This is a genomic window from Bathymodiolus japonicus methanotrophic gill symbiont (assembly GCF_019721995.1).
GTDB lineage: Bacteria > Pseudomonadota > Gammaproteobacteria > Methylococcales > Methylomonadaceae > Methyloprofundus.
Genome location: NZ_BLYC01000028.1, coordinates 21,595 through 46,578, shown reverse-complemented (window position 1 = coordinate 46,578; position 24,984 = coordinate 21,595). Strand labels below are relative to the sequence as shown.

General features: G+C 36.3%; 24 protein-coding genes and 2 pseudogenes. 9 read left to right on the top strand and 17 right to left on the bottom strand.

Translation table 11 applies throughout. The annotated features are described in order from the left end of the window. From K6984_RS22820 to K6984_RS22795, 6 genes and pseudogenes are all read right to left on the bottom strand, one after another. Positions 1–893, bottom strand: an 893-nt coding sequence (locus K6984_RS22820; protein WP_221897559.1) for a BREX system Lon protease-like protein BrxL, incomplete at its 3' end; no start/stop codon positions are given. Next, positions 893–3,172, bottom strand: a complete 2,280-nt coding sequence (locus K6984_RS22815) for a PglZ domain-containing protein (RefSeq protein WP_087869663.1) — start codon at positions 3,170–3,172, stop codon at positions 893–895. The genes K6984_RS22820 and K6984_RS22815, both read right to left, overlap by 1 nt. Before the next feature lie 2 nt (positions 3,173–3,174). After that, a complete protein-coding gene (locus tag K6984_RS22810; RefSeq protein WP_087869662.1) occupies positions 3,175–6,837 on the bottom strand; it encodes a hypothetical protein in 3,663 nt (1,220 codons plus the stop codon). 19 nt (positions 6,838–6,856) lie between these two features. Next, complete coding sequence (locus K6984_RS22805) at positions 6,857–7,324, bottom strand: hypothetical protein (protein WP_087869661.1); 468 nt, start codon at positions 7,322–7,324, stop codon at positions 6,857–6,859. Between the two features lie 12 nt (positions 7,325–7,336). After that, positions 7,337–8,200, bottom strand: a complete 864-nt coding sequence (locus K6984_RS22800) for a DUF4007 family protein (protein WP_221897558.1) — start codon at positions 8,198–8,200, stop codon at positions 7,337–7,339. A gap of 59 nt (positions 8,201–8,259) precedes the next feature. Beyond that, a pseudogene (locus tag K6984_RS22795) lies at positions 8,260–8,466 on the bottom strand (hypothetical protein); the annotation flags it as partial. 30 nt (positions 8,467–8,496) lie between these two features. Between K6984_RS22795 and K6984_RS34600 the strand changes: the two are divergent. Both K6984_RS34600 and K6984_RS34595 read left to right on the top strand, forming a co-directional pair. Continuing rightward, on the top strand, positions 8,497–8,625 hold the full coding sequence (locus K6984_RS34600) for a hypothetical protein (RefSeq protein ID WP_263458596.1): 129 nt from the start codon (positions 8,497–8,499) through the stop codon (positions 8,623–8,625). Between the two features lie 27 nt (positions 8,626–8,652). Further along, the gene (locus tag K6984_RS34595) at positions 8,653–8,778 is read left to right on the top strand and encodes a hypothetical protein (RefSeq protein ID WP_263458842.1); all 126 of its coding nucleotides are present in this window, start codon (positions 8,653–8,655) and stop codon (positions 8,776–8,778) included. Between the two features lie 156 nt (positions 8,779–8,934). On the opposite strand, the gene K6984_RS22790 is transcribed toward K6984_RS34595, so the two are convergent. From K6984_RS22790 to K6984_RS22785, 3 genes are all read right to left on the bottom strand, one after another. Continuing rightward, positions 8,935–9,693 (bottom strand): IS1 family transposase, encoded by a 759-nt coding sequence (locus tag K6984_RS22790; protein WP_221897557.1) that lies wholly within the window; start codon positions 9,691–9,693, stop codon positions 8,935–8,937. A 242-nt stretch (positions 9,694–9,935) separates the two neighbouring features. Further along, a complete protein-coding gene (locus K6984_RS36975; RefSeq protein WP_087869657.1) occupies positions 9,936–10,118 on the bottom strand; it encodes a phosphorothioated DNA-binding restriction endonuclease family protein in 183 nt (60 codons plus the stop codon). Continuing rightward, positions 10,118–10,909, bottom strand: coding sequence for a phosphoadenosine phosphosulfate reductase family protein (locus tag K6984_RS22785; RefSeq protein WP_087869656.1), 792 nt, complete (start codon positions 10,907–10,909; stop codon positions 10,118–10,120). The genes K6984_RS36975 and K6984_RS22785 overlap by 1 nt, the downstream gene beginning before the upstream one ends. Before the next feature lie 166 nt (positions 10,910–11,075). On the opposite strand from K6984_RS22785, the pseudogene K6984_RS22780 reads away from it, so the two are divergent. Further along, a pseudogene (locus K6984_RS22780) lies at positions 11,076–11,208 on the top strand (IS200/IS605 family transposase); the annotation flags it as partial. 13 nt (positions 11,209–11,221) lie between these two features. Here the strand turns inward: K6984_RS22780 and K6984_RS22775 are convergent. Together K6984_RS22775 and K6984_RS22770 are read right to left on the bottom strand one after the other, a co-directional pair. Next, positions 11,222–12,565, bottom strand: a complete 1,344-nt coding sequence (locus K6984_RS22775) for an IS4 family transposase (protein ID WP_420831625.1) — start codon at positions 12,563–12,565, stop codon at positions 11,222–11,224. 237 nt (positions 12,566–12,802) lie between these two features. Next, the gene (locus K6984_RS22770; protein WP_167374225.1) at positions 12,803–12,946 is read right to left on the bottom strand and encodes a hypothetical protein; all 144 of its coding nucleotides are present in this window, start codon (positions 12,944–12,946) and stop codon (positions 12,803–12,805) included. Between the two features lie 365 nt (positions 12,947–13,311). On the opposite strand from K6984_RS22770, the gene K6984_RS22765 reads away from it, so the two are divergent. Then, positions 13,312–14,331 carry a replication initiator protein A gene (locus K6984_RS22765; protein ID WP_221897556.1) on the top strand — a complete coding sequence of 340 codons (1,020 nt, stop codon included), beginning with the start codon at positions 13,312–13,314 and terminating at the stop codon, positions 14,329–14,331. Positions 14,332–14,361: 30 nt separating this feature from the next. Then, positions 14,362–15,528, top strand: coding sequence for an IS3 family transposase (locus K6984_RS22760; protein WP_087870166.1), 1,167 nt, complete (start codon positions 14,362–14,364; stop codon positions 15,526–15,528). 328 nt (positions 15,529–15,856) lie between these two features. Here K6984_RS22760 and K6984_RS34590 read toward each other — a convergent pair whose 3' ends face one another. Further along, positions 15,857–15,982: a hypothetical protein gene (locus tag K6984_RS34590; RefSeq protein ID WP_263458610.1), complete on the bottom strand. Its 126-nt coding sequence runs from the start codon at positions 15,980–15,982 to the stop codon at positions 15,857–15,859. A 146-nt stretch (positions 15,983–16,128) separates the two neighbouring features. Between K6984_RS34590 and K6984_RS22755 the strand changes: the two genes are divergently transcribed. Then, entirely contained in the window at positions 16,129–17,031 is a 903-nt protein-coding gene (locus tag K6984_RS22755; RefSeq protein ID WP_221897555.1) for an IS3 family transposase, read from the top strand. Here the strand turns inward: K6984_RS22755 and K6984_RS22750 are convergent. After that, positions 16,999–18,165 carry an IS3 family transposase gene (locus K6984_RS22750; RefSeq protein WP_087870166.1) on the bottom strand — a complete coding sequence of 389 codons (1,167 nt, stop codon included), beginning with the start codon at positions 18,163–18,165 and terminating at the stop codon, positions 16,999–17,001. The two genes, K6984_RS22755 and K6984_RS22750, sit on opposite strands and share 33 nt — an antisense overlap. A gap of 170 nt (positions 18,166–18,335) precedes the next feature. Continuing rightward, positions 18,336–18,941, bottom strand: coding sequence for a P-loop NTPase family protein (locus tag K6984_RS22745; RefSeq protein WP_230988252.1), 606 nt, complete (start codon positions 18,939–18,941; stop codon positions 18,336–18,338). A gap of 143 nt (positions 18,942–19,084) precedes the next feature. On the opposite strand from K6984_RS22745, the gene K6984_RS22740 reads away from it, so the two are divergent. Further along, positions 19,085–20,245 (top strand): cysteine desulfurase family protein, encoded by a 1,161-nt coding sequence (locus tag K6984_RS22740; RefSeq protein WP_087869665.1) that lies wholly within the window; start codon positions 19,085–19,087, stop codon positions 20,243–20,245. Between the two features lie 100 nt (positions 20,246–20,345). On the opposite strand, the gene K6984_RS22735 is transcribed toward K6984_RS22740, so the two are convergent. Then, positions 20,346–21,512 (bottom strand): IS3 family transposase, encoded by a 1,167-nt coding sequence (locus K6984_RS22735; RefSeq protein WP_087870166.1) that lies wholly within the window; start codon positions 21,510–21,512, stop codon positions 20,346–20,348. Between the two features lie 67 nt (positions 21,513–21,579). On the opposite strand from K6984_RS22735, the gene K6984_RS36525 reads away from it, so the two are divergent. Both K6984_RS36525 and K6984_RS22725 read left to right on the top strand, forming a co-directional pair. Next, complete coding sequence (locus K6984_RS36525) at positions 21,580–21,747, top strand: Tn3 family transposase (protein WP_221897562.1); 168 nt, start codon at positions 21,580–21,582, stop codon at positions 21,745–21,747. Then, complete coding sequence (locus K6984_RS22725) at positions 21,744–21,962, top strand: Tn3 family transposase (RefSeq protein ID WP_221897554.1); 219 nt, start codon at positions 21,744–21,746, stop codon at positions 21,960–21,962. Before K6984_RS36525 ends, K6984_RS22725 begins: the two co-directional genes overlap by 4 nt. A 311-nt stretch (positions 21,963–22,273) precedes the next feature. Here K6984_RS22725 and brxL read toward each other — a convergent pair whose 3' ends face one another. Then, positions 22,274–23,671, bottom strand: coding sequence for a BREX system Lon protease-like protein BrxL (gene brxL, locus K6984_RS22720; RefSeq protein WP_087869664.1), 1,398 nt, complete (start codon positions 23,669–23,671; stop codon positions 22,274–22,276). Further along, on the bottom strand, positions 23,671–24,981 hold the full coding sequence (locus tag K6984_RS22715; RefSeq protein ID WP_221897553.1) for a PglZ domain-containing protein: 1,311 nt from the start codon (positions 24,979–24,981) through the stop codon (positions 23,671–23,673). Before K6984_RS22715 ends, brxL begins: the two co-directional genes overlap by 1 nt. Between the last annotated feature and the right edge of the window lie 3 nt (positions 24,982–24,984).

The following is a 24,984-nucleotide window of genomic DNA, read 5'->3' as shown; positions in this document are numbered from 1 at the left end:
CCCGACTCTAAATAATCCTTAAACTTCGCATGAATATCATCCGCGCCTTTAAAACTAATCGACTGCCCTTCATCTAACACCAACACATCATGCTTGCCTAATAAACCAATCTCTTTAGTGGTTAAATTTTTAAATAATTGCGCGTTGCTTAATGCGCCACCACTGTTCAACCAAACATGACGACTTAAATTAGAAAAAATAAACGATTTACCCGTGCCTTTAGGGGCTAATTCCATCATATTCAAGTTATTTTGAATCATCGGTAAAAGACGCAATAACAAATGATTTTGCTGTTTTTCAGTATAGGCAAAAGGCTCATACCCCATCGTTCGCAATAACAAATAAATCCATTCGCGGGTAGTGAATTGTTCACGCGCTTTGATTAAATGAGTTAAATTGACTTTACCCGATTGCATAGGATGAAATTCACTTAATTCAATAATCTTTTTCTTACCTTCATCACGCAAAGATAAACGCCCCGCCCCCCATTGTCCGCCTTCTAACATGGATTCGTTGGTATCTAATACTTCATGAGTAATAGTAGCGTTACGCTCATCTAAGCAAGGAATAGTTAATAATTGTCGGTTATTCGCTAAATCAATCCGCACTTCAAAACGATCTAACAAAACAACCGATTCACCTAATTGTAAACGGCGTTTAATTTTATCTTTTTCCGTTTTAGAGGGTAAATGCTTGCTCATAAAGTCGGTAATCTCTTTATGAACTTCTGCCTCAGATTTATTACCTGTTTGAAACCTTGAAACCATCCATTCTTCAACAAAGCTCGGAATACTGCGATTATCACGGATTTTCAATTGTCTAACTAAGGCTTTATCTATAATTAATTCGCTAAAGGTTTCTCGAATTTTATAATCTAATTGTTCTTTATTCATTAGCTAAACATATCCTCATAACTTTGTGTTGCAAAATCTTTTTCAAGTAAGGGTTTGGTGAAAAGGCAATTTATTAGTTTGTTATTAACTTCATGCGCACCTGTACGGTCATAAGTTAATTGCAGCGATAAGGTTCTTAATCCTGATTGCTCTACAGGAGCTGAAAAACTTAACAGTAATTTTTGAGTACTATTTTCGGCAATTGTCGTTAAAGAAGCTTCACCTATAAACGGAGCTTCAAATTTTATGCAGATATTATCTACGCGAACACTGGCGACTAATTCAACACTTAATTCCCATGACTTTTCTGCAACACGCTGGCATTTTTCATTTAATACTTTGAGTTCTAAGGGCGTTTTAATACTGTCAGGAATTTTAGAGGTCAAGGTAACAAAAGGAATTAACACTTCTTCGGGGGTTAAACCGCCATGTGATAACAAGGCTTTTCTCGTCAACCTAAGGCGTTTTTTAGGAATTAAAAACGCATTTTTATCAGCATTAGGGACATAAGAAAAAGCCTCGTTTTTATTTTGATAGGATTTAGCCACTTCAAAAACTCGCTCTTTAACGTCACCTAAATTACCCCCCTCATAGCTTGCTTGGGTAACCGTCATGCCATGATCGGCGGTAATTAAAAACACCACATCCCTATTCATAGAGCCTGCATCTTTTTTCCATTTCTCAACAGACGACATCATTTGACTTAATATATTGCTAACATCCTTTCGATGATTTTTAAATTCAATACATTTATGTAATTGCTCATCGATTCTGTTTTCAAAAAACACCAGTAAATTTGTTTTTTCATTAAATTTTTTATCTGTGGCTTTCCAACTGGTGATAAATTTTAAAGACTTCTCTTCAGGTAAATATTTTTTATAGCGTTGCCGAATGGCGGTTTCTTTATCGCTAGGTAAATCACAGGTTTCTGTACCTGTAATTAATGCCATTTTGCCAATTTCGGTTAAGGTCGGGATGGGCGCAAACAGGGTTTCGCTAGAGCGGGTTAAGTGTTCAATTTTAGAACTGCTTTCTAATAATAAATCGGTATTTAAAGCGGATAAAGCATCCACCATGCAAACAATGACAAGGTAGTTTTGTTTTAAAAAGGATTCAACACGCTTAGAAAATTGTCGCCAATCAGCATCAGAACGCGCAATTCGAGCTGATTTTTTAAGTAACCATTCGGTAAAACTTAAATTAAGATGTTCTTCAATGGCTTCATCGGATGAAAATTTTTGTCGCATTAGCTCAAAATAATCTGTACTCCACGCCAATACTTCATCTGTAGTCGCACTTTCGGGCAACACTGAAAATTTACTACGCTCTAATTGTTCAGTTATTTCTACCGCTAACTGGCTCGCTTTTTTATCTTGAAAACTTTCTAATTTAGCTACTAATTCAGTAGAAATAAGGGCGTTATTTTCCAAAATTAGTAATAGCAATTTATCTAAAACCGTTGTCCAAGGTGCAACTATTAAATCAGCAATATCACTCGCGTTTATGTTGCCTTTTTTAATTTCAAGGCTTATTAAGTCTAATGCGGTTAAACAGTGAATCGGTAATTCTTTTGCATCCTGTTCTTCTAAGGTTAATAAAGGTACGGTTAATAACAAAGCGGGTAATGATTCACCTAATAAAGGTAACTTAAATTGTGTAAGCTGTGCTTGTAATAACTGTTGATGTTGCTCATAAGCAAGTGTGATAAAAAAATCATTAAGCGATGAACTTACAAGTAACTGCTCTATTAAAAGTAAGGCTAAGTCTTCTGAAAAATCAAAGGCAAGCTGAAAATTATTAACAAAACGCGCTTGAATATCTGCTATTTTTAATAAATGCGAAAACGTTTCTGAATGTTTAATTGATGCTCTGGTAAAGGCTGGAAACTTTTCACTTAATAAATCAGCATCACAGCTTTTAATAATCGTGTCGATTAACGGAATATCTAAGCTAGTAGCGTGTTGATGAGTGAGCAAGCCTAACTGAATAATTAATTCGTCTGATAACCATAACGGCAGATTTTCATCAACGCGCTTTCTATAAACAGTACGCGGAATTAGTTGCTGTATTGGCAACACCCCCTCTACGCCGTCAAAATATCTAAAGCGTTCAAATAAAGCTAAATTATTAAAGCGAACGCGTAACAAATTGCTATCTTCATGCCTTAAATGTTGATTAATGGTTTGCCATAATTGCTCAATCGCATGGATTGATGTTTCGGCAACTATCGCTTCTTCCGTATCAATATTAAAGCGGTCAATAACAAATATAACAGTCATTTTTAATCCCTATAGTGCTGTAACACTTGGTTTAGCACGTTGATAATTTTTTCTTTGGGTAGTTTAGATGCAGAAAAAATATAACGAATTTCATTGACGATCCCTTCAAGCTCTGGGTTTGGAGTGATAATAGGAGGTGGAATAATAGGAAGTGGGGTAATGGGAGGAGCGATAGGTTCAGGGGTTAATACAGCTTGCTCAATTAACTGTTCAATTGCACCTGTGCAACGTCCTATATCTGAATCAGAACATTCATCAAATGAACGCGATAGCATTTTCTCTATCACTGTTTTAGGTTCTATATCTTCTGCATCATTAGTTTCTACTAACAAGTCTGCTAATTGCTGGGCTTGTCCTGTGCCAATTTGTTTTAAGCGCGTGACAATGGTTTGTTTTTCATCTTTATTAACAGGAAAAGCATCATCCCAACACAATTTTATTTCATGTAATTTAGCATCTTCAACTTTTAAAAAATCATTGAATAAGGCTTGTACCGCAGCAATGACTTTAGAAACATCATGAGAAGGTAAATCCTTTTTGACATCTAAAATATCTATTAAAAAATCGGCTAATTCTTGCGAACTTTTGCCAACAGTATTTAAAAAAGCAACCAGTTTTTGCGTTTTAAAATCCAATTGATTTGATGCTTTAACGCCCTCAGGCTTAGTATTAACAAATTTCCTTAATTTAGCGGCACAAACGGTTGCGTACTCTTCGTTAGTGAGAGCTTCATCCTTTTCAATACCAAGAGATTTCCCCATCAAAAACAACATTGCAAATTGTTTTCCACCAAACTCAGATAAACGAATTTTTAACTTACTACCTTCTTTAAAGGCTAAGGTTAAATTCTTAGAAAAACTATTGTCAGAGCCAACCCAACGCAAGCGTTTTACTTCTTGACGAATGGCTATTGCTGTAAATATAGGTAATGTACAAGCAGGAATACCATAAGGAGCAGCCATCAATTTTTTTCGTAATTCACTCACCACATAAGCATCTTTACGATTTTTTCTTAACAAACTATCATGCAGAAGTTTTAAGACCGTTTTTAAATGCCCTTCGGTTTCAGTGATTAACTTTATATCCCAACCACCCGAACGCTCAATAAATAATTGATTAGCACCTAAAACCCCATCAATTAAAGACCCTTCTTCACTGGTATCAGTGAATCCTAATAAATCCTTTTGATAAGAAGGGTTTTCATCAAATTTAAGAATACGTTCAACTATATTTATAATTTTTTTATAGCCTGTATATTTTTCATTTCTTAAACCATTCATATTCATGGCTCGAATAGTAATTTCTTGAGGATAAGTCGCGGCAACATCAACCGCTAACAATTCTTTAAAACCATGCCAACTTTCACAGCTTAAGAGTTCACTTGAACCTGCTTGATAAATCTGACATTTAGCCGAATTTAACCCCGACCGCCCATAAAATTTTTGTAAAAGCTGCTTAATCGCTTGACGATTACTTTCCCATTTTGCTTCTAGTTGTTTTTTTACATTTTCTGAGGAGGCTGAACTTTTAAGCTGCACATTAATCGCTAAATAGCGGCATAATAAATCATTAAACTTAAAGCTAATATCATTTTCAATGGTGGTTTCTGATTGAATCCCTAACACAGGAATCCAAAAGAAATGATTAGCACTAGGCATTTCTTGAATCTGTGTTTTTAGGGTATTTGCCTCTTGCTGAGTATCGGCTAAAACTAAAAAAACCTGTGCCGATAAAGATAACCCTTTTGTTTTAAGTTGTTCGGACAAAAGAGATGGGGTTAAAAGATTCACCGCATAGGAACGAATAATTCCGCAAGCTGAGGGTTCTAAATCATGCTCTCCGAGTATTGGCAGAATATCTTCCTGCATATCAGGATAAGTTTCTAATAAATATTGATAACTGTGTTCCGAAAACGAATCTATTTCTTTTTCAATTAAGGATTCACTATCAACACCGCTTTCCCCTGCAAATAGCCAAAAATGGGTAACAGGATTTTTCCAAATTAAGCCTGCATCTTTTAAATAGGCTGAATGTTGATTTAAGGCTTCTGAGTGGGCAGTATTAGGCTCATCATCATAAAGTACACAAGCTAATAGCTCATCGCTGGCTTTAACATTTTCTAATAATTGCGCTAATAGCAAGACACTTAAAATATCTTTTCGTATTTTAATCTCTTCGGCTGAGTCGCCATTCACATTAGAAATAGCCTGCTCATAACGTCGCCAATCGCTTGGTGATTCTTTTTTAAGATTATCGGCGTAATAGTGTAATAACTGAGGTAGACGAACTAATTCTTTTTGCCATAAATGATGGTCATTTAATTCAGCATTTAAAATTTCACCTGCATTATCACGAAAAAAAGTTAAGGCGGTTCGGTTTGCTTGTGCTAGTTTTGATAAGTTAAATAAACCGACAGCCATTACAGGGTGGAGAGGATAGACATCTTCAAAGACTTGTTCTAAATGTTCATTTAAAGATTGGAATAAGGGTAAAGATTTACAGGCTTCTAATAGTTTTAATTTAGCTGGTTGATCTTGGCTTAATAATTGTTTTCCTTGTTCTGACCACGTTTTTTGCATTCCTAATAAATGATAACCATCACTTTCAGCCGCATTCAGTTCAATCTTAAAGGCTTTATTAAAGCGTCCTGAAATTTTCTCTAAACTTTCTTTAATGACTTCTGAGGCATGAGTTCTATCGCCGTATTCTTGAAAAGAAACATGCGTCACCCCAAAGAACAAAGTATGTCCTGTATCGGGTTCACAGACGGTTTCGATAAACTGTTGTAAAGACATGATTTCTTGTCCTGCATTTCGCGCAGTATTACCAATTAAATCTTCCAGTGCATTACCAAATTCATCCCATAAAACCACAATGCCGCCATAGTTATATTTTTCAGCAAGGTTTTTACCTGCTTCTAAATAGGCATCAATATAATTTTTACCGCCTGCTTGTGAAATATCAAAAGCTTGACCAAAACACACCGCTTCATGCCAATCTAAAAACACCTCTAATGCTAACGGTTGATGACCTTTTAAATTAAATAACAGGTCTTCGGTTGAAATATAATGATGCGATCTTTTTAATGTCCATTGTGATAAATCAGCATCACTAAAGGCTTCATTATCATCAATCATTTTTTCAAAGCGTTTCACGCATACTTCGTATTCTGTAGACGGCAGAATCGCTTTTATATCAAGTTCGCTTTCTCTTTGTAGGGCATCAAACAAACCCTCCATGAGTTTCGCACCTAATGAAGTTGTACCTGAGGCATAAAGTGAAACTAACAAATAAGGTTTAGCTTCCTTATCTGTTTTAGGTAAAAAAGCTTCTTTAAGCTTATCCGCGAGTTGATTTTCACCTGCAAGGCAAAGTCGCTCAATTAGTTTAGAAAAGCCTTTGGTGCTTGCGCCATCGCGCAACAGTTGTGCTAACACAACGGCTAGATGGCTTTTTCCTGAGCCATAGCTTCCATATAGATTTAAAGCGCGTTGTTCAAATTTTGCGCTAGGTAATACGGCTTCTGCTAGATGTTTAAAGACTTGAATGGCGGCTTGGGTGGGGGTGTAATGCGCGACTAAGGCGTTATTAGAAATGCCTTGTTCAAGTATGATTGCAGCACTGGTTTGTTCTGGGTTGATTTGAATTACATCATGTAGATTCATTCTTTTTCCTTATAGAGAGCTATTCTGCACGAGTGGGTCGCCAAATTTGTATGAATAAGCCATCAAGCGGTTGTGGTTTAAAGTAGTTATGGTTTATTTGTTGAAATTCATTGCTTGCGGTGAAGACCAGCACTATTTTTATGTTGTCGTGCCACATGGCGAGGGTTGACCAGAAGGCGGATTTATCGGCTAAGCTCCAGTAGCTTGTCCATTGTTCGGGTTGGTGAATGATAATGCCTTCTTTTTGGACGGCTAGGATTTGTTTTTCTAGGTTTTTTTTGTTGGTTCGTGCTTCTGGGGCATTTTGTATGCCTGAGTATTGCCAGAGTTCGTAGTTTGGCAATAGTCCTCTTAATGTTTGGGTTACGTCGTCTAGGTCATGGAGGTTTTTACTGGAGATACCTATATTGCGATAGCGGATGTTTTCTTTTTGGTGGTATTGCTCTAGGTTGGTTTTTAGGGTGTTTTGTAAGTAGTTTAAGTCCATTGTTATTTTTCCTTATAACCAAGTATCTTGACCTTTTTGCAATAGCAAGAGGATGGTTTTGTTAGGGTCGTAGTTTTCTTTGAAGGATATGGAGTTTAGGTCAACGGCATGGTCGAAGCTGAAGTAGCTTTGCCATTTGTGCATTTGGCTCATGCGTTGTAGGTGTTGGCGTAGTTGGTCTTTAGGGCAGCATAAGAAGTGTGGCAAGCCTGTTTCTTGTATGAGTTTTGAAAAATCAATGCTATCACGGCTTTTAAAGTGGCTGAATTTAGCCATTGCTAGGGCGTGAATGATGATTTCATCTGAGAGTATTGGCGAGCCTAAGCGTATTGAAAGCCGTTTATCATCGGGTGATTTTTTAGATTCTATTAAGGCTAATTCAGCTAAAGGATTACCATTAATAAGCATTTTCCGAACACTACTTGATAACGATTCAATGGTTGAATCTTTATATTGTTTTCCAGTTTCATCAACTAAATCAGTTTGTATTTTAGTAAATAATTTATTCCAATCAATCCAGTCCTTAGTAATAGATTCCAGACCTAAAAAAAAGCTAGGATAGGGTTCACTTATTTTTGAAAAACATAAAGATAAATGAAAAGCCCACCACGTTGACGATTTTGCTAATTTTGGGTCATTAGTCAAAATAGCATAGCCAAAATCTGTGAGTTCGTACTCTCTTGAAGTCCTTTGGTTATCTATAAGTTGAGCGGAAGCCATCCAGCCTTTAATAGTATTTAAACGATTTGCTCCAGCTATAAATTTAAGTCGAGCGGCTCTCATTTTAGCTTTTGTAAAAATATCTCTTTCAGATTTTACTATTTCAAGACCTTGGCTAACCCACCATCTGGTTACAGGTTCACCTTCATTACTCATTAACGCCATTTTTCTTCCTTTATGCTTTGACTCGTTGACTAAGGGTAAAAAATTAAATTTTATAGTTTTTTCAAAATAAGTATTCTCAAGATAATCATATATTCTTTTAACGTTTTTTTATCGTCTATCAGTGCTTTATAAACATCTTCTGAAAAGCCACTGCGTATATTTTTCTTAAAAAGTTCTAATTTTTCTAAATCGCCAGAACTTAATGATTTTAAAGTTTGTCCATTTTCCACTTCCCATAAATTATCATTTATTAAACGACCAAAAGCATTCGCGGGGAGTCGCTATTTTTGCGAAAGCTTGTTTTGGGCATCCCAGCCCAAGCAAGCAGCAAAAACTTAACGCGACCACTTATGCCTCCGGCGGCCCCGATTCGTCCTCGTCACCTCGTCCCGACCCAACAAGGGGTCGGAACATAGGCTCCAAATGACTTGACGCCGTGTCGGATGGCCTTTTATTTTGTCTCCACCTTCCCTAACGCTCAGACTCCGACAAAACAACGACCCTACGGCTATCGCGGACTAAAAATCATCACTTCGCTTAGGCTACGTTTCCCTGATTTTCAGCAATGAAAATTTCTATGGTTTAATTTAATGGAATTTTTATCAATGATTTTATTGTCCTAATCGTTAGTAAAAACTATGCACTTTAGTGCAAGACTTTTAGTAAACTCTCATTTATGAGGTTTCATTTTGATTTAAATTTTGGGTGGTGGGTTAAATCTGTTATTAGGCATGAATATCTCGTCCAAATTCGACTTTATTAATTAATAGTCCAATGACAATATCATGCATTTGTTCTATTTTGGAAAAACAGATTGTTCGACGCGTTAAGCGTTTAATCCATGTTCTAAAATTTAGGTTTTTTCGTTCAATTTTTTGAGTGTTTTGTTTGCCTATTTCATGTTCATTTACATCTAAGTTTCGCTCATAAGCCCCCCAGTCATCTGTATAATATCTGCTTATTTCAAAAGGAGTCAGTAAGGCTTTTAGCTCTTTGAAAACATCATCTTTACGCTTGCCAAATACATAAGCAATGACTGTATTAGTCGCATGATCAACAGCATGCCATAACCATCGCTGATTCGACTTTTTACCTACAAATGACCATTGTTCATCAATCTCAACTTCTTCGCAAACAAGCTCCAGCCGGACGTCTAAAGGTGTTTCTGATTTTTGAGATAGAAAAACAGGATTTACCTGTACAAGGCTATCTTCTTTGCTTTTCAGGATGCTGATGACTGTATTTTTATTGATTTTCAGAACCCGTGCGGTGTCTCTAATACCCCTGCTATTAATAGCCATTTCGACGACTTTTTCTTGGACTCCAGGCACACATGCATTATAGCGATAGTCCAGCATAAATGTTTGAGTTGGGCAGGCACTATTTTTGCAGCGATACCGCTGTATATTTTGAGCATTCTTTCCTGATTTCATGATAGTGCTACAGCGACAATTGTGGCAACTTACTTCTTGATAACATTTCATTCGAGGAATTATGATGTAAACCTTTTACTTCTCCTAATTATTTAAGTGAAATAACAGATTTAACCCACTACCAAATTTAAATCCAAATTATTGAGATATTAAAGTAAACAACTCATTGGTTGAAAGTTAAACGAATGAGAGCGTTGGTGTTCTCCTGAGTTATATAAATCTCCAAGTATGTTTTTCTTTAGTCGGCTTTAGCCGATGAACGACTTTCAGTCGTAAGTCAAACTATGTATCTTTTAGTGCATAGTTTGTTGATTTAAACTTTCATCAATATTTGAATAATAAATCAGTCTATCTTCCCCATGAGAAACTTTAGATAAGGCGTAAAGAAGAACTAAAGGTTTATAAAGTGAATAAACTCCATTAACCTTTCGGACTGAAATATTTTTAAAGAGTGAAAACAAAGAGTCGGAAGTCATTATTTAAAACAAATCATACAGCCATCATCAGAATCATCATCCAATAAAGAATCCATTAATTTTTTAGGCTTTTTAAGGGTATTTTGTTCTTTAATTAATGCTTGCGCTTTAATTTCATCTTTTCGCATTAACATTTCATCTAACGATTCATTTTCTGACCACGTATGATTTCGTCCTTTATTTTTATGATAAAGCTCAAATTGTCGCGCTTTTTCAAATAACTCAGGATGATTATCATGTAACCCCATCCATTCAACTTTACGTTGATAAAAACAAAAATAACATCCAGAACGACTACGCCAATCGTAATATTTAGGCATCCCTAAACCTGATTCATCAAGAATTTTGACAATATCATCTTTATTTAAACCATCTTCTTTAAAGGGGTAAACAGCACTAATATTTGACTTTGTGGAAACATAACCTTCTCTGTAAGCTTCATCCGCACGAATAGCCACATAACTAATAACAGGGTTATTACCTACAAATTCCTCAAAAGGTTTGAGTTTTAAATTTGTTGTACACCAGCGAGAACGCGCAGTAGGTAAAAAATTTCCATTTAATTTTAAATAATAATCAAAATCACGCCCCGCATTAAGACGAGTAATTTCTTTACCTAAATAATCTTCCATTAAATCAACAAAAGCTAAAGTTTCAGGAAGTTCTGCACCTGTATCAGCAAAAAAATATTCCATATCTGGCTCTTTATCACGCATATAAATAGCCAATGCCGCACTATCTTTACCGCCTGAAATCCCTAATAAATGCCGCACCTTTTTTTCCTTAACCATTAAACCTCCTATCTATTCAACTCATCACCAGAGCTAAAAGTTATTTAAAAACATCGTCTAAAGTCGTTGCTTTTTGAGAATTAACAATCCATTTATTTTCCATTCGCAAGGTTAAAACCTTCGCCTTTCAGGCGAACAGATTTATCTCAAATGTTATAATCAGTGAATGGATTATCGCTACGGCAGTCACACAGTTTACAACATCGAATATCATTTTGTCTGGGTAACGAAGTATAGTAGTTTCTGCGCCACCGAATATAGCCCCGAGTGAAATAATGCGCAGGATAAAAGGCACCTCCTTACACACAAGTCCTAAAATACGCCTTTTAGCTTTCTGGCCATTTGAATACCATATACGCAGTCCTGAATCCTCTGAAAACCGATCCAAATACTTTTCGCACCAGGGTCACCATCTGATTTACGCCCTAAAAAACCACCCAATGTCGCTAAATTTCTTAACACGGCATTCAGTGTAGGCACTTTTTTGGGTATCTTTTTGTCCAATAAACCATAAGATGATTTCCATTCTAAAGGATCAAAGATTAATTCAGCAGGCAAGTCAGGACAGATGCGACCTAAGCGCATAAGATACATCACCCGCCAAGCAATAACCATGGCCATGACTAAGGCTTTTTCAATGCGCTCTTTACTGGATAATTGAAGCTTTTCAACCTTGCAGCCCACTTTCAAAATATCAAAAAACATTTCTATTTCCCAGCGACAGCGATACCAGTCAATCAACTCACAGGCTTGATCTTCACTTTCTACCCTTCGATTGCTTAATAAGCGCCATATGAGCGGTGACTTCCCTTTAGGCGGGTTGATTTCTTTTGCCTGAACCAAAGTTACTTCAATACCTTCTTTCCCTTTTACGGGGAAAGTGCAGCGTAACACTTTAATTTCTTGCTGAACTTGTCGCGATTTTTCGCCTTTTTTTCGTGGCTTAATAAAACTAACGCGACTCATAACCTCTTGCTTATCGACGCTATCCCACAGTGTTTCATCCGCTGATAATTTACGGTTATGCCTGGCTCTTACTAGCCAGTCAGCAGGCGTATTTAACGCCTTACTTCTCTGCATAAGACTTAAAATATCACCTTCTCTATCGGCCACATAAACGAGCCGACTTTTAGGGCAACGTTCGGCCATTTCAGCGACACGTTCATAACCTTCTATCCAGCGATCACTTTCTTTTATCGTGGGATTATTTTGATCTTCTGCTTTGCTTTTTCCTCTTGCCCACATCCACGCATCACTAACCCCTAAAGGGAGCCGGTCTGGTGTAATGCAGAGTGTCGGATGCAAGTACATGCCTCTTTGGGCATCGTAAGATAAGCGACCTAAATCCTCAGTTTCTTGTCCATTAAAATCTAATTCTGTCGTATCTTGTAAGCATAAAATAACGGGCTCTTCACTGACTATAATGCGCTGTTCAACTTGATCTGTATGGGCGACTAACAACTTTTCCCATGTCACATTTTCATTTGCATAAAATCGATAAGTCGCTTGTGTTTCAGCCCAGCCTTGGCAAGCCTGAGGAATGCTTAGTTTAGGCGCTTTTACAAAAGTTTCTATCAATTTAACTGCTCTTTTATTAAGCCGTGAATCACCTAAATCTAAATTACAAAATTCCATTTCTGCCCAAGTCTCAGTCATCGTTACTAAAATAATGAGATTTTACACTCTTATATCAGACTTGTGTGTAAGGAGATGTCTTAAAGGTCTATCAACTGTAATTTTGTGTGACGGTGGGTCAAATGACAGAGGAAATGATAAAGAACTATCTTGAACACCATTTTGAAGCAAATCCAAATGATAATTTTAAAACGGAGTTTGGAGAATCAACATAACAGGGCTATTCGCCCCATATGCGCCAACTTAAGGCACTACCACTCAAGCGAAAGCCACCAGTAGTTTTTCCACGCGAGGCGGTAAACCTTGTAATTGACGCTTACGTGAACGTTCTTCCATTACTTTTTTAGCCATAGGCAGGTTTGCTTTTTTCCAAAAGAACACCCCAGTGATAATTGTTTTCATCTCATTTCTAATCTGTTGTAGTTAAATATAGTTAATACTTATTTGTTAGAGGAGGACTTTTTCTAATAAAATTTATATTTATTATGAACTTATAAATATAAGAGATTCGTAAAGTAACGAAATAAACATCCGTAAAGTAACAACTCTGAATCCGTAAAGTAACACTTTAATCCGTAAAGTAACGAACGTTAATCCGTAAAGTAACACTCCTATATTTAGAAGGATATGAGGAGTCTCAATACCTTCGCCAAAATTAAAATACACTCATTTTTAATAGTTTTAATGATATTTTATATAAATTCCTAGAAGCACGACACTTTTTGCATTAAAATCATTATCAATAATTCCTAGAAGCACGAATATCAATGGCCAATCCTCTACTTCCTATAAGGCATAAACAACAAAATTTTTTTAGTTGTGATGTTTTTGATACATATAAAGATGATTTAGCCTCTATGGAACATCCTGTGTTCAGCTTATCTACAAAAACTGACTTTAGAGTGCTTGAGTATGAAAGTAATAATGGAGACCGAATTAAGATAACACCAAGTTATGTAGATGGGTTAGCTACTATTCATGATAAGGATGTTTTGCTTTATATTGCGAGTAGCTTAATAAGCAATGTAAATAAAGGAGATATTCCTGCTCAAAATGTTAGGTTTGTTGCATATGATTTTCTAGTATCAACCAATAGACAAACTGGTGGTAAAGGCTATCAAATATTACGAGAAGCTTTAGCTCGCCTTGTGGGGACTAGAATTGAAACAAATATTGTAACAAATGGTACGAGAGTTATAGAAAATTTTGCTATTTTGGAATCATTTAAGATTGTTGAAAAGCATCCAGACAACGGACGAATGATTGGCATTGAGGTAAAACTTTCTGATTGGTTTTATAACTCTATAATAGGTAAAGAAATTCTTACTATCGATAAAGAATATTTTAGGCTTAGAAAACCGACAGAAAGAAGGTTGTATGAATTAGCTAGAAAGCACTGTGGAAAACAGAAGTCTTGGAGTATTGGATTAGAAACCTTGCGTAACAAATTGGGGGCAACAGCTCCTATTGTAAAGCTTAAATATAATTTAAATAGGATATCAGAATCTAACCATTTACCAGGATACACAATATCAATTCTTGGGAACATAGTAACTTTTACTCGTAAAACATCTGAAGTTTCTCAAGGGAAAATGGATAGCAAAAACAATGAGGTAATAGAGTTACTTCAGTATCATGGTATTGGCCCTATAATAATAAAAGAATTAGTAAGCAGCTATGATTCCGACAGAATTATAGGTAACATTAATTATGTTCTAGAACAGGATAAAGGTATAATCCCCCAGCAAATCCAGACAAGAAATCAAAGCAATCTTATTCCAAATTAGTTACTATTTGTAAAAAATTGGAGTATTAAAATGAGCAGAAAAAGAACGGTCTACAGTGCTGAATTTAAAAGCAAGTTGGTATTAGAAGTTTTAAAGAATGAAAAAACACTGCAAGAAATTGCCAGTGCAAATAACATCACACCTAAGAACCTACAAAACTGGAAAAAAATATTCTTAGACAATGCAGAAATAGCAATGGAGCCCTCCAAAGCCGTTAAAGATTACAAAGAGGATCTATTAGCAGCTCAAGAACAAAATGAGATGCTCACAAAAATCGTAGGAAAAATGACGGTTGAAAAGGAGTGGCTCGAAAAAAAGCTAAAAAGCTTGGACTCATCTGATAGAAAACAGTTGATTGAGCCCAAGCTTAACACTCTACCTCTAACACAGCAGTGTGCATTATTAGGATTAAATAGAAGCAATCTCTATTACAAAAAAAGAGAGAATAAAAAGAAAGAAGAGATCAAAACTCAGATTAATCACATTTTTAAAGACATCCCTATTTATGGTGCGGCTAAAGTACACCAGCAGTTGCTTGAAGGTGGTTTTAAAGTCAGTTTAAACACGGTGGCGAGTTATCGGCAGCAGATGGGCTTGAAAGCCGTATTAGCGGTAAAACAAGTCAATACAACGATCCCCATAAAAGAACATAAAAAATATACTTATAAGCTTAGAGATCTTGATATATCACACGCTAACCAAGTTTGGAGTACAGATATAACCTATATTAAAACCAAAGAAGGGATGGTTTATTTAGCGGCGATTATTGATTGGCACTCAAAAGCAGTGCTCGCCCATAAAATATCAAACACAATGGATTCTTTTTTAGTTATGGATGTATTAGATGAAGCGCTTTCTCTCTACGGAACACCTGAAATTTTTAATACGGATCAAGGCAGTCAATACACCAGTGAAATTCATACCCAACGACTAAAAAACAAAGGCATTACTATTTCTATGGATGGAAAAGGACGAGCAACGGATAATATTTGTATTGAACGGTTTTGGCGAAGTGCAAAATGTGAGCGTATTTATTTAAATGAATATGGTTCAATTAGAGCGTTAATAGAAGATGTTGATGACTATATTGAGTTTTATAATCATCAACGGTTTCATGAAACCCTGGACTATAAAAAACCAATGAATGTATATAGAGAAAGTATTTTAGCTAATGAACAGCAGAATGAAGCGGCTTAGGAATATGGAATAAGGATTGTTGAAAAATCTGTCTTGACTCTTTGGGGTGCTATAATGAAGTATTTTGGTATGCGTTCCCAATATTCAATTGTATTAGAAACATTATTTTCATGTTTGTTAAAAATTGAGCAAACAAATCATGTTGAATACTCGCTATTGTCGACTGGAGGCTTTTTAAGTTGTTTGTTAGCTGTCATTGATTTATATTTTTAAAGTTAATATATAACGTACAAATAAAACTATAGAGTTTTATAGTATCAAATTCTATACTATAAATTTTTAGTATTCTCTCCGTATTTTATTAAGAGCATTTTGATAGCTTCCTCAGCTAACGCTGAAAATCAGGGAAACGTAGCCTAAGCGAAGTGAAGATTTTTAGTCCGCGATAGCCGTAGGGCCGTTGTTTTGTCGGAGTCTGAGCGTTAGCGAAGGTGGAGACAAAATAAAAGGCCATCCGACACGGCGTCAAGTCATTTGGAGTCTATGTTCCGACCCCTTGTTGGGTCGGGACGAGGTATAATCCCCCAGCAAATCCAGACAAGAAATCAAAGCAATCTTATTCCAAATTAGTTACTATTTGTAAAAAATTGGAGTATTAAAATGAGCAGAAAAAGAACGGTCTACAGTGCTGAATTTAAAAGCAAGTTGGTATTAGAAGTTTTAAAGAATGAAAAAACACTGCAAGAAATTGCCAGTGCAAATAACATCACACCTAAGAACCTACAAAACTGGAAAAAAATATTCTTAGACAATGCAGAAATAGCAATGGAGCCCTCCAAAGCCGTTAAAGATTACAAAGAGGATCTATTAGCAGCTCAAGAACAAAATGAGATGCTCACAAAAATCGTAGGAAAAATGACGGTTGAAAAGGAGTGGCTCGAAAAAAAGCTAAAAAGCTTGGACTCATCTGATAGAAAACAGTTGATTGAGCCCAAGCTTAACACTCTACCTCTAACACAGCAGTGTGCATTATTAGGATTAAATAGAAGCAATCTCTATTACAAAAAAAGAGAGAATAAAAAGAAAGAAGAGATCAAAACTCAGATTAATCACATTTTTAAAGACATCCCTATTTATGGTGCGGCTAAAGTACACCAGCAGTTGCTTGAAGGTGGTTTTAAAGTCAGTTTAAACACGGTGGCGAGTTATCGGCAGCAGATGGGCTTGAAAGCCGTATTAGCGGTAAAACAAGTCAATACAACGATCCCCATAAAAGAACATAAAAAATATACTTATAAGCTTAGAGATCTTGATATATCACACGCTAACCAAGTTTGGAGTACAGATATAACCTATATTAAAACCAAAGAAGGGATGGTTTATTTAGCGGCGATTATTGATTGGCACTCAAAAGCAGTGCTCGCCCATAAAATATCAAACACAATGGATTCTTTTTTAGTTATGGATGTATTAGATGATAGCACCCCAAAGAGTCAAGACAGATTTTTCAACAATCCTTATTCCATATTCCTAAGCCGCTTCATTCTGCTGTTCATTAGCTAAAATACTTTCTCTATATACATTCATTGGTTTTTTATAGTCCAGGGTTTCATGAAACCGTTGATGATTATAAAACTCAATATAGTCATCAACATCTTCTATTAACGCTCTAATTGAACCATATTCATTTAAATAAATACGCTCACATTTTGCACTTCGCCAAAACCGTTCAATACAAATATTATCCGTTGCTCGTCCTTTTCCATCCATAGAAATAGTAATGCCTTTGTTTTTTAGTCGTTGGGTATGAATTTCACTGGTGTATTGACTGCCTTGATCCGTATTAAAAATTTCAGGTGTTCCGTAGAGAGAAAGCGCTTCATCTAATACATCCATAACTAAAAAAGAATCCATTGTGTTTGATATTTTATGGGCGAGCACTGCTTTTGAGTGCCAATCAATAATCGCCGCTAAATAAACCATCCCTTCTTTGGTTTTAATATAGGTTATATCTGTACTCCAAACTTGGTTAGCGTGTGATATATCAAGATCTCTAAGCTTATAAGTATATTTTTTATGTTCTTTTATGGGGATCGTTGTATTGACTTGTTTTACCGCTAATACGGCTTTCAAGCCCATCTGCTGCCGATAACTCGCCACCGTGTTTAAACTGACTTTAAAACCACCTTCAAGCAACTGCTGGTGTACTTTAGCCGCACCATAAATAGGGATGTCTTTAAAAATGTGATTAATCTGAGTTTTGATCTCTTCTTTCTTTTTATTCTCTCTTTTTTTGTAATAGAGATTGCTTCTATTTAATCCTAATAATGCACACTGCTGTGTTAGAGGTAGAGTGTTAAGCTTGGGCTCAATCAACTGTTTTCTATCAGATGAGTCCAAGCTTTTTAGCTTTTTTTCGAGCCACTCCTTTTCAACCGTCATTTTTCCTACGATTTTTGTGAGCATCTCATTTTGTTCTTGAGCTGCTAATAGATCCTCTTTGTAATCTTTAACGGCTTTGGAGGGCTCCATTGCTATTTCTGCATTGTCTAAGAATATTTTTTTCCAGTTTTGTAGGTTCTTAGGTGTGATGTTATTTGCACTGGCAATTTCTTGCAGTGTTTTTTCATTCTTTAAAACTTCTAATACCAACTTGCTTTTAAATTCAGCACTGTAGACCGTTCTTTTTCTGCTCATTTTAATACTCCAATTTTTTACAAATAGTAACTAATTTGGAATAAGATTGCTTTGATTTCTTGTCTGGATTTGCTGGGGGATTATAGTTTGATTTCATTTTCTGTTAATTCGTCAGCACGCTGTTCTTCTTGGTTCATCCAAGCAGGTTTATTGTTCATGGCTTTTCTTCTTTAGTTTTGAGAGTTGTCTGATTGTTTGAGGAGAATTGCGCCAAGAATTTTTGAAATTTCACGTCGCCGTTCACCCACCTTATAAGCTTTGTTCATACTGCTATCAAAAATACTTCTATAGTCTTCTGATGCGCGACTAAAAACGCCACTAGAAGGAATAACGAATGCACCTTGCTCTTTTAAATAGGCAGTGGTGCTTTTTTCGCTTTTTCTGTGTGCCTGTCCACCAGTTACTACGGTAATAACTTCTTTATTTTTAGTTTTTGCACGTTTAAGCGCGTCAATATAAGTTGCATATTGGTCACGCGCAGGTTTTAAAGGCATGACGAGCAAATGGGTACTAGGAACTTCCCAGTCACTAGCTTGATGGTCAAAAAAGACAATATCTACATCGGGCTTTTCTTGGGGAATTTCACCTAAGACTTCAAAATTAAGGTTTCCTTCTCTGAAATAGTTTATTGATGTTCCCTGCTGATCCTGACAAATAACCATTGGTTTAATACCAATTTCTATAGATGCCGCTGCTAAATTAATCGCAAGCATTGACTTACCTTGTCCTCCCTTTGGATTCCAAATACTCACAAGTTTTATATTTTTCATAGACATAGCCTCATTATAGGTAACTATAAAACTCTATAGTATGTGGGGTTATAGTATAGAACTATATAGTAATTAGAAGTAGATTTTTATTGTGTATTTAAACTTATTCAGGCTATGCTTTAAACTTGAAATAACCCTATTTAATTTTTATGACGACAATTTATCTTGATTATGCCGCAACAACACCTGTTGCTGAAGAAGCTGTTTCGCAAATGTTGCATTACTTAAATCACACAGGAATTTTTGCTAACCCTGCTTCAATACAACATCAGTTAGGGGAACAAGCAGAGCAAGCGGTGGAAAATGCACGTTCTGAAATAGCGGCACATTTCAATGCACAGCCTAAACAGATTTTTTTTACTTCTGGGGCAACTGAATCTAATAACCTAGTATTAAAAGGTTTGGCTCACAGTCAAGCACATCACAAAAAGCATATTATTACGTCGGCAACGGAACATAAATCGGTGTTGGATTGTTGTAAACAATTAGAGCGGCAAGGTTTTCGGGTGACTTATTTAAGACCTAATCGTAAAGGTTTGCTAGATTTGCATGAATTGGAGACGGCAATCAGCGATGAAACGTTATTGGTTTCAGTGATGCAGGTTAATAATGAAACAGGTATGATTCAAGATATTGCCGCTATTGCTGAGATATGCCAACAAAAACAGGTGTTTTTTCATATCGATGCAGCGCAAAGTGCGGGTAAATTGGCGATTGATTTAAACCAAATCTCGATTGATTTTCTTTCCGTTTCAGGACATAAATTTTACGCCCCTAAAGGTATCGGTTGTTTGTATATTCGTCATCGAACTAAAGCCGCATTAATGCCGTTATTACATGGTGGAGGGCAGGAGCAAGGTTTACGCGCTGGCACATTACCCGTACATCAAATTGTGGCAATGACAACGGCGTTAAATTTACAACAACAACGCTTGCAAATGGACTGGGATTATTTAACGCAATTAAGACAATGTTTATTAGAGGCTTTGAGTCAATTAGACGGTGTACAACTTAATGGTGATACGCAACACAGTGTTCCGCATATTATTAACCTGAGTTTTGAGGATGTACCTTCAGAGGCTTTATTAATTGCTTTGCGTGAAACCGTGGCGATTGCCTCAGGTTCAGCGTGTAACAGTGGTGCAATGGAAGCTTCGCATGTATTACGAGCGATGGGGATTGAAGGCGATAGGCTTTATAATGCGGTGCGAATTAGTTTTGGTCGTTATACTACCGAAGCAGAAATCAAACAAGCTGGGCGGAAAATTTGTGAACAGGTTCAGCGTTTACGCGCATTAGCATTAGCTTAAAGAGGTTGTTTATGGACTATCTTGAATATAAAGTTTTAGTTAAAAATATAGCACCCCAAAGAGTCAAGACAGATTTTTCAACAATCCTTATTCCATATTCCTAAGCCGCTTCATTCTGCTGTTCATTAGCTAAAATACTTTCTCTATATACATTCATTGGTTTTTTATAGTCCAGGGTTTCATGAAACCGTTGATGATTATAAAACTCAATATAGTCATCAACATCTTCTATTAACGCTCTAATTGAACCATATTCATTTAAATAAATACGCTCACATTTTGCACTTCGCCAAAACCGTTCAATACAAATATTATCCGTTGCTCGTCCTTTTCCATCCATAGAAATAGTAATGCCTTTGTTTTTTAGTCGTTGGGTATGAATTTCACTGGTGTATTGACTGCCTTGATCCGTATTAAAAATTTCAGGTGTTCCGTAGAGAGAAAGCGCTTCATCTAATACATCCATAACTAAAAAAGAATCCATTGTGTTTGATATTTTATGGGCGAGCACTGCTTTTGAGTGCCAATCAATAATCGCCGCTAAATAAACCATCCCTTCTTTGGTTTTAATATAGGTTATATCTGTACTCCAAACTTGGTTAGCGTGTGATATATCAAGATCTCTAAGCTTATAAGTATATTTTTTATGTTCTTTTATGGGGATCGTTGTATTGACTTGTTTTACCGCTAATACGGCTTTCAAGCCCATCTGCTGCCGATAACTCGCCACCGTGTTTAAACTGACTTTAAAACCACCTTCAAGCAACTGCTGGTGTACTTTAGCCGCACCATAAATAGGGATGTCTTTAAAAATGTGATTAATCTGAGTTTTGATCTCTTCTTTCTTTTTATTCTCTCTTTTTTTGTAATAGAGATTGCTTCTATTTAATCCTAATAATGCACACTGCTGTGTTAGAGGTAGAGTGTTAAGCTTGGGCTCAATCAACTGTTTTCTATCAGATGAGTCCAAGCTTTTTAGCTTTTTTTCGAGCCACTCCTTTTCAACCGTCATTTTTCCTACGATTTTTGTGAGCATCTCATTTTGTTCTTGAGCTGCTAATAGATCCTCTTTGTAATCTTTAACGGCTTTGGAGGGCTCCATTGCTATTTCTGCATTGTCTAAGAATATTTTTTTCCAGTTTTGTAGGTTCTTAGGTGTGATGTTATTTGCACTGGCAATTTCTTGCAGTGTTTTTTCATTCTTTAAAACTTCTAATACCAACTTGCTTTTAAATTCAGCACTGTAGACCGTTCTTTTTCTGCTCATTTTAATACTCCAATTTTTTACAAATAGTAACTAATTTGGAATAAGATTGCTTTGATTTCTTGTCTGGATTTGCTGGGGGATTATAAAATATCCCTTTAGGAAAAAAATTACCCGACTCAATCGAGGCGAAGCATTCCACCAGTTAAGGCGTGTAATAGCTGAAACGAACGGTAAGAAATTCAGAGGCAGTCATCATGCAGAGTTAACACTGTGGAATGAGTGTGCGCGCGCTTGATTGCCAATTGTGTTATTCACTATAACGCTCAAATTCTCTCAGAACTCAAAGAATTCAATGAGCACGAAGGGCGCTCGGAAAACCTACAGGCGTTAAAACGAATATCGCCTGTAGCCTGGTTTCATATTAATTTTTCGGGATTTTATTCCTTTGCTGACTCTGAAAATAGCCATGATTTCTCAGCGCTAGCCAGAACAGTTCATTTAGAAGCATAATAAATCTAAATTTGAGGTGATTTTTTGCAGCCGTAAATTACGGAGGAGAAGAAGTGAAGCTAGGCTTTGTAAAAACGTAGGGCCTCTGCATAGTGCGTATTGTAAGGATTGCAGCGCATTAAGCGAAAAATATCGCGTTTATGCACAAACCCCCACTTTAAATGTTCCTTATGAATGAGGCCAGTCGGTGCGGAAATTATAAACCAGCTTTCAATAATCACCTTCGCTTTTTTGGAAGTTATTTTTCTGAAAGTCTATATTATTTTAAAAATTAAAACGCTCTATTCATTAAGCCTAATACTTCAAGCTACTTAACTCACCTTCAACCCCGCCTCAAACTCATGCGGATCTAACTCTGCTAACTGCGTCCTCACTCGCGTTCTCAAATCTTTAGCAGGATTCAACACATAAGCCTCATAATCAGGATGCTCAGGATTCAACAATAACAACTTAGATAATGCTGTCGCCAAACGTGTCACCGCATTAGAATCGCGCATATCTTTAAGATGCAACTCAGGCACATCACCAAAAGGAAATTCCGTATGACTTACCGTGCGTAACTGATGTAAATATTCACCAAACACATCCGCCTTAATCCCTAAGCCATCCGCCGCACTATCGGTACTAAAACGCGGAATCTCCCACCCCGCAATAATGCCGTGAAACCTATCTATTAACGCACTATCATGAAACATCTCAGGCAAATGACGAATATAATCCACTCGCCTTGGCTCACCATCCTCATATAAATCAATATTTGCCAAAATCATCAAACCACATTCACTGGTGATTTTGTCATTACCAATACTGTAATGCCCCGACTCTAAATAATCCTTAAACTTCGCATGAATATCATCCGCGCCTTTAAAACTAATCGACTGCCCTTCATCTAACACCAACACATCATGCTTGCCTAATAAACCAATCTCTTTAGTGGTTAAATTTTTAAATAATTGCGCGTTGCTTAATGCGCCACCACTGTTCAACCAAACATGACGACTTAAATTAGAAAAAATAAACGATTTACCCGTGCCTTTAGGGGCTAATTCCATCATATTCAAGTTATTTTGAATCATCGGTAAAAGACGCAATAACAAATGATTTTGCTGTTTTTCAGTATAGGCAAAAGGCTCATACCCCATCGTTCGCAATAACAAATAAATCCATTCGCGGGTAGTGAATTGTTCACGCGCTTTGATTAAATGAGTTAAATTGACTTTACCCGATTGCATAGGATGAAATTCACTTAATTCAATAATCTTTTTCTTACCTTCATCACGCAAAGATAAACGCCCCGCCCCCCATTGTCCGCCTTCTAACATGGATTCGTTGGTATCTAATACTTCATGAGTAATAGTAGCGTTACGCTCATCTAAGCAAGGAATAGTTAATAATTGTCGGTTATTCGCTAAATCAATCCGCACTTCAAAACGATCTAACAAAACAACCGATTCACCTAATTGTAAACGGCGTTTAATTTTATCTTTTTCCGTTTTAGAGGGTAAATGCTTGCTCATAAAGTCGGTAATCTCTTTATGAACTTCTGCCTCAGATTTATTACCTGTTTGAAACCTTGAAACCATCCATTCTTCAACAAAGCTCGGAATACTGCGATTATCACGGATTTTCAATTGTCTAACTAAGGCTTTATCTATAATTAATTCGCTAAAGGTTTCTCGAATTTTATAATCTAATTGTTCTTTATTCATTAGCTAAACATATCCTCATAACTTTGTGTTGCAAAATCTTTTTCAAGTAAGGGTTTGGTGAAAAGGCAATTTATTAGTTTGTTATTAACTTCATGCGCACCTGTACGGTCATAAGTTAATTGCAGCGATAAGGTTCTTAATCCTGATTGCTCTACAGGAGCTGAAAAACTTAACAGTAATTTTTGAGTACTATTTTCGGCAATTGTCGTTAAAGAAGCTTCACCTATAAACGGAGCTTCAAATTTTATGCAGATATTATCTACGCGAACACTGGCGACTAATTCAACACTTAATTCCCATGACTTTTCTGCAACACGCTGGCATTTTTCATTTAATACTTTGAGTTCTAAGGGCGTTTTAATACTGTCAGGAATTTTAGAGGTCAAGGTAACAAAAGGAATTAACACTTCTTCGGGGGTTAAACCGCCATGTGATAACAAGGCTTTTCTCGTCAACCTAAGGCGTTTTTTAGGAATTAAAAACGCATTTTTATCAGCATTAGGGACATAAGAAAAAGCCTCGTTTTTATTTTGATAGGATTTAGCCACTTCAAAAACTCGCTCTTTAACGTCACCTAAATTACCCCCCTCATAGCTTGCTTGGGTAACCGTCATGCCATGATCGGCGGTAATTAAAAACACCACATCCCTATTCATAGAGCCTGCATCTTTTTTCCATTTCTCAACAGACGACATCATTTGACTTAATATATTGCTAACATCCTTTCGATGATTTTTAAATTCAATACATTTATGTAATTGCTCATCGATTCTGTTTTCAAAAAACACCAGTAAATTTGTTTTTTCATTAAATTTTTTATCTGTGGCTTTCCAACTGGTGATAAATTTTAAAGACTTCTCTTCAGGTAAATATTTTTTATAGCGTTGCCGAATGGCGGTTTCTTTATCGCTAGGTAAATCACAGGTTTCTGTACCTGTAATTAATGCCATTTTGCCAATTTCGGTTAAGGTCGGGATGGGCGCAAACAGGGTTTCGCTAGAGCGGGTTAAGTGTTCAATTTTAGAACTGCTTTCTAATAATAAATCGGTATTTAAAGCGGATAAAGCATCCACCATGCAAACAATGACAAGGTAGTTTTGTTTTAAAAAGGATTCAACACGCTTAGAAAATTGTCGCCAATCAGCATCAGAACGCGCAATTCGAGCTGATTTTTTAAGTAACCATTCGGTAAAACTTAAATTAAGATGTTCTTCAATGGCTTCATCGGATGAAAATTTTTGTCGCATTAGCTCAAAATAATCTGTACTCCACGCCAATACTTCATCTGTAGTCGCACTTTCGGGCAACACTGA

Excerpts from the sequence above, each read along its gene's own strand:
- K6984_RS22815 (WP_087869663.1), bottom strand. The coding sequence starts at position 3,172 with ATGACTGTTATATTTGTTATTGACCGCTTTAATATTGATACGGAAGAA.
- K6984_RS22810 (WP_087869662.1), bottom strand. The coding sequence starts at position 6,837 with ATGAATCTACATGATGTAATTCAAATCAACCCAGAACAAACCAGTGCT.
- K6984_RS22805 (WP_087869661.1), bottom strand. The coding sequence starts at position 7,324 with ATGGACTTAAACTACTTACAAAACACCCTAAAAACCAACCTAGAGCAA.
- K6984_RS22800 (WP_221897558.1), bottom strand. The coding sequence starts at position 8,200 with ATGAGTAATGAAGGTGAACCTGTAACCAGATGGTGGGTTAGCCAAGGT.
- K6984_RS34595 (WP_263458842.1), top strand. The coding sequence starts at position 8,653 with ATGGCCTTTTATTTTGTCTCCACCTTCCCTAACGCTCAGACTCCGACA.
- K6984_RS22790 (WP_221897557.1), bottom strand. The coding sequence starts at position 9,693 with ATGAAATGTTATCAAGAAGTAAGTTGCCACAATTGTCGCTGTAGCACT.
- K6984_RS36975 (WP_087869657.1), bottom strand. The coding sequence starts at position 10,118 with ATGACTTCCGACTCTTTGTTTTCACTCTTTAAAAATATTTCAGTCCGA.
- K6984_RS22785 (WP_087869656.1), bottom strand. The coding sequence starts at position 10,909 with ATGGTTAAGGAAAAAAAGGTGCGGCATTTATTAGGGATTTCAGGCGGT.
- K6984_RS22775 (WP_420831625.1), bottom strand. The coding sequence starts at position 12,565 with ATGACTGAGACTTGGGCAGAAATGGAATTTTGTAATTTAGATTTAGGT.
- K6984_RS22770 (WP_167374225.1), bottom strand. The coding sequence starts at position 12,946 with ATGAAAACAATTATCACTGGGGTGTTCTTTTGGAAAAAAGCAAACCTG.
- K6984_RS22765 (WP_221897556.1), top strand. The coding sequence starts at position 13,312 with ATGGCCAATCCTCTACTTCCTATAAGGCATAAACAACAAAATTTTTTT.
- K6984_RS22760 (WP_087870166.1), top strand. The coding sequence starts at position 14,362 with ATGAGCAGAAAAAGAACGGTCTACAGTGCTGAATTTAAAAGCAAGTTG.
- K6984_RS34590 (WP_263458610.1), bottom strand. The coding sequence starts at position 15,982 with ATGGCCTTTTATTTTGTCTCCACCTTCGCTAACGCTCAGACTCCGACA.
- K6984_RS22755 (WP_221897555.1), top strand. The coding sequence starts at position 16,129 with ATGAGCAGAAAAAGAACGGTCTACAGTGCTGAATTTAAAAGCAAGTTG.
- K6984_RS22750 (WP_087870166.1), bottom strand. The coding sequence starts at position 18,165 with ATGAGCAGAAAAAGAACGGTCTACAGTGCTGAATTTAAAAGCAAGTTG.
- K6984_RS22745 (WP_230988252.1), bottom strand. The coding sequence starts at position 18,941 with ATGTCTATGAAAAATATAAAACTTGTGAGTATTTGGAATCCAAAGGGA.
- K6984_RS22740 (WP_087869665.1), top strand. The coding sequence starts at position 19,085 with ATGACGACAATTTATCTTGATTATGCCGCAACAACACCTGTTGCTGAA.
- K6984_RS22735 (WP_087870166.1), bottom strand. The coding sequence starts at position 21,512 with ATGAGCAGAAAAAGAACGGTCTACAGTGCTGAATTTAAAAGCAAGTTG.
- brxL (WP_087869664.1), bottom strand. The coding sequence starts at position 23,671 with ATGAATAAAGAACAATTAGATTATAAAATTCGAGAAACCTTTAGCGAA.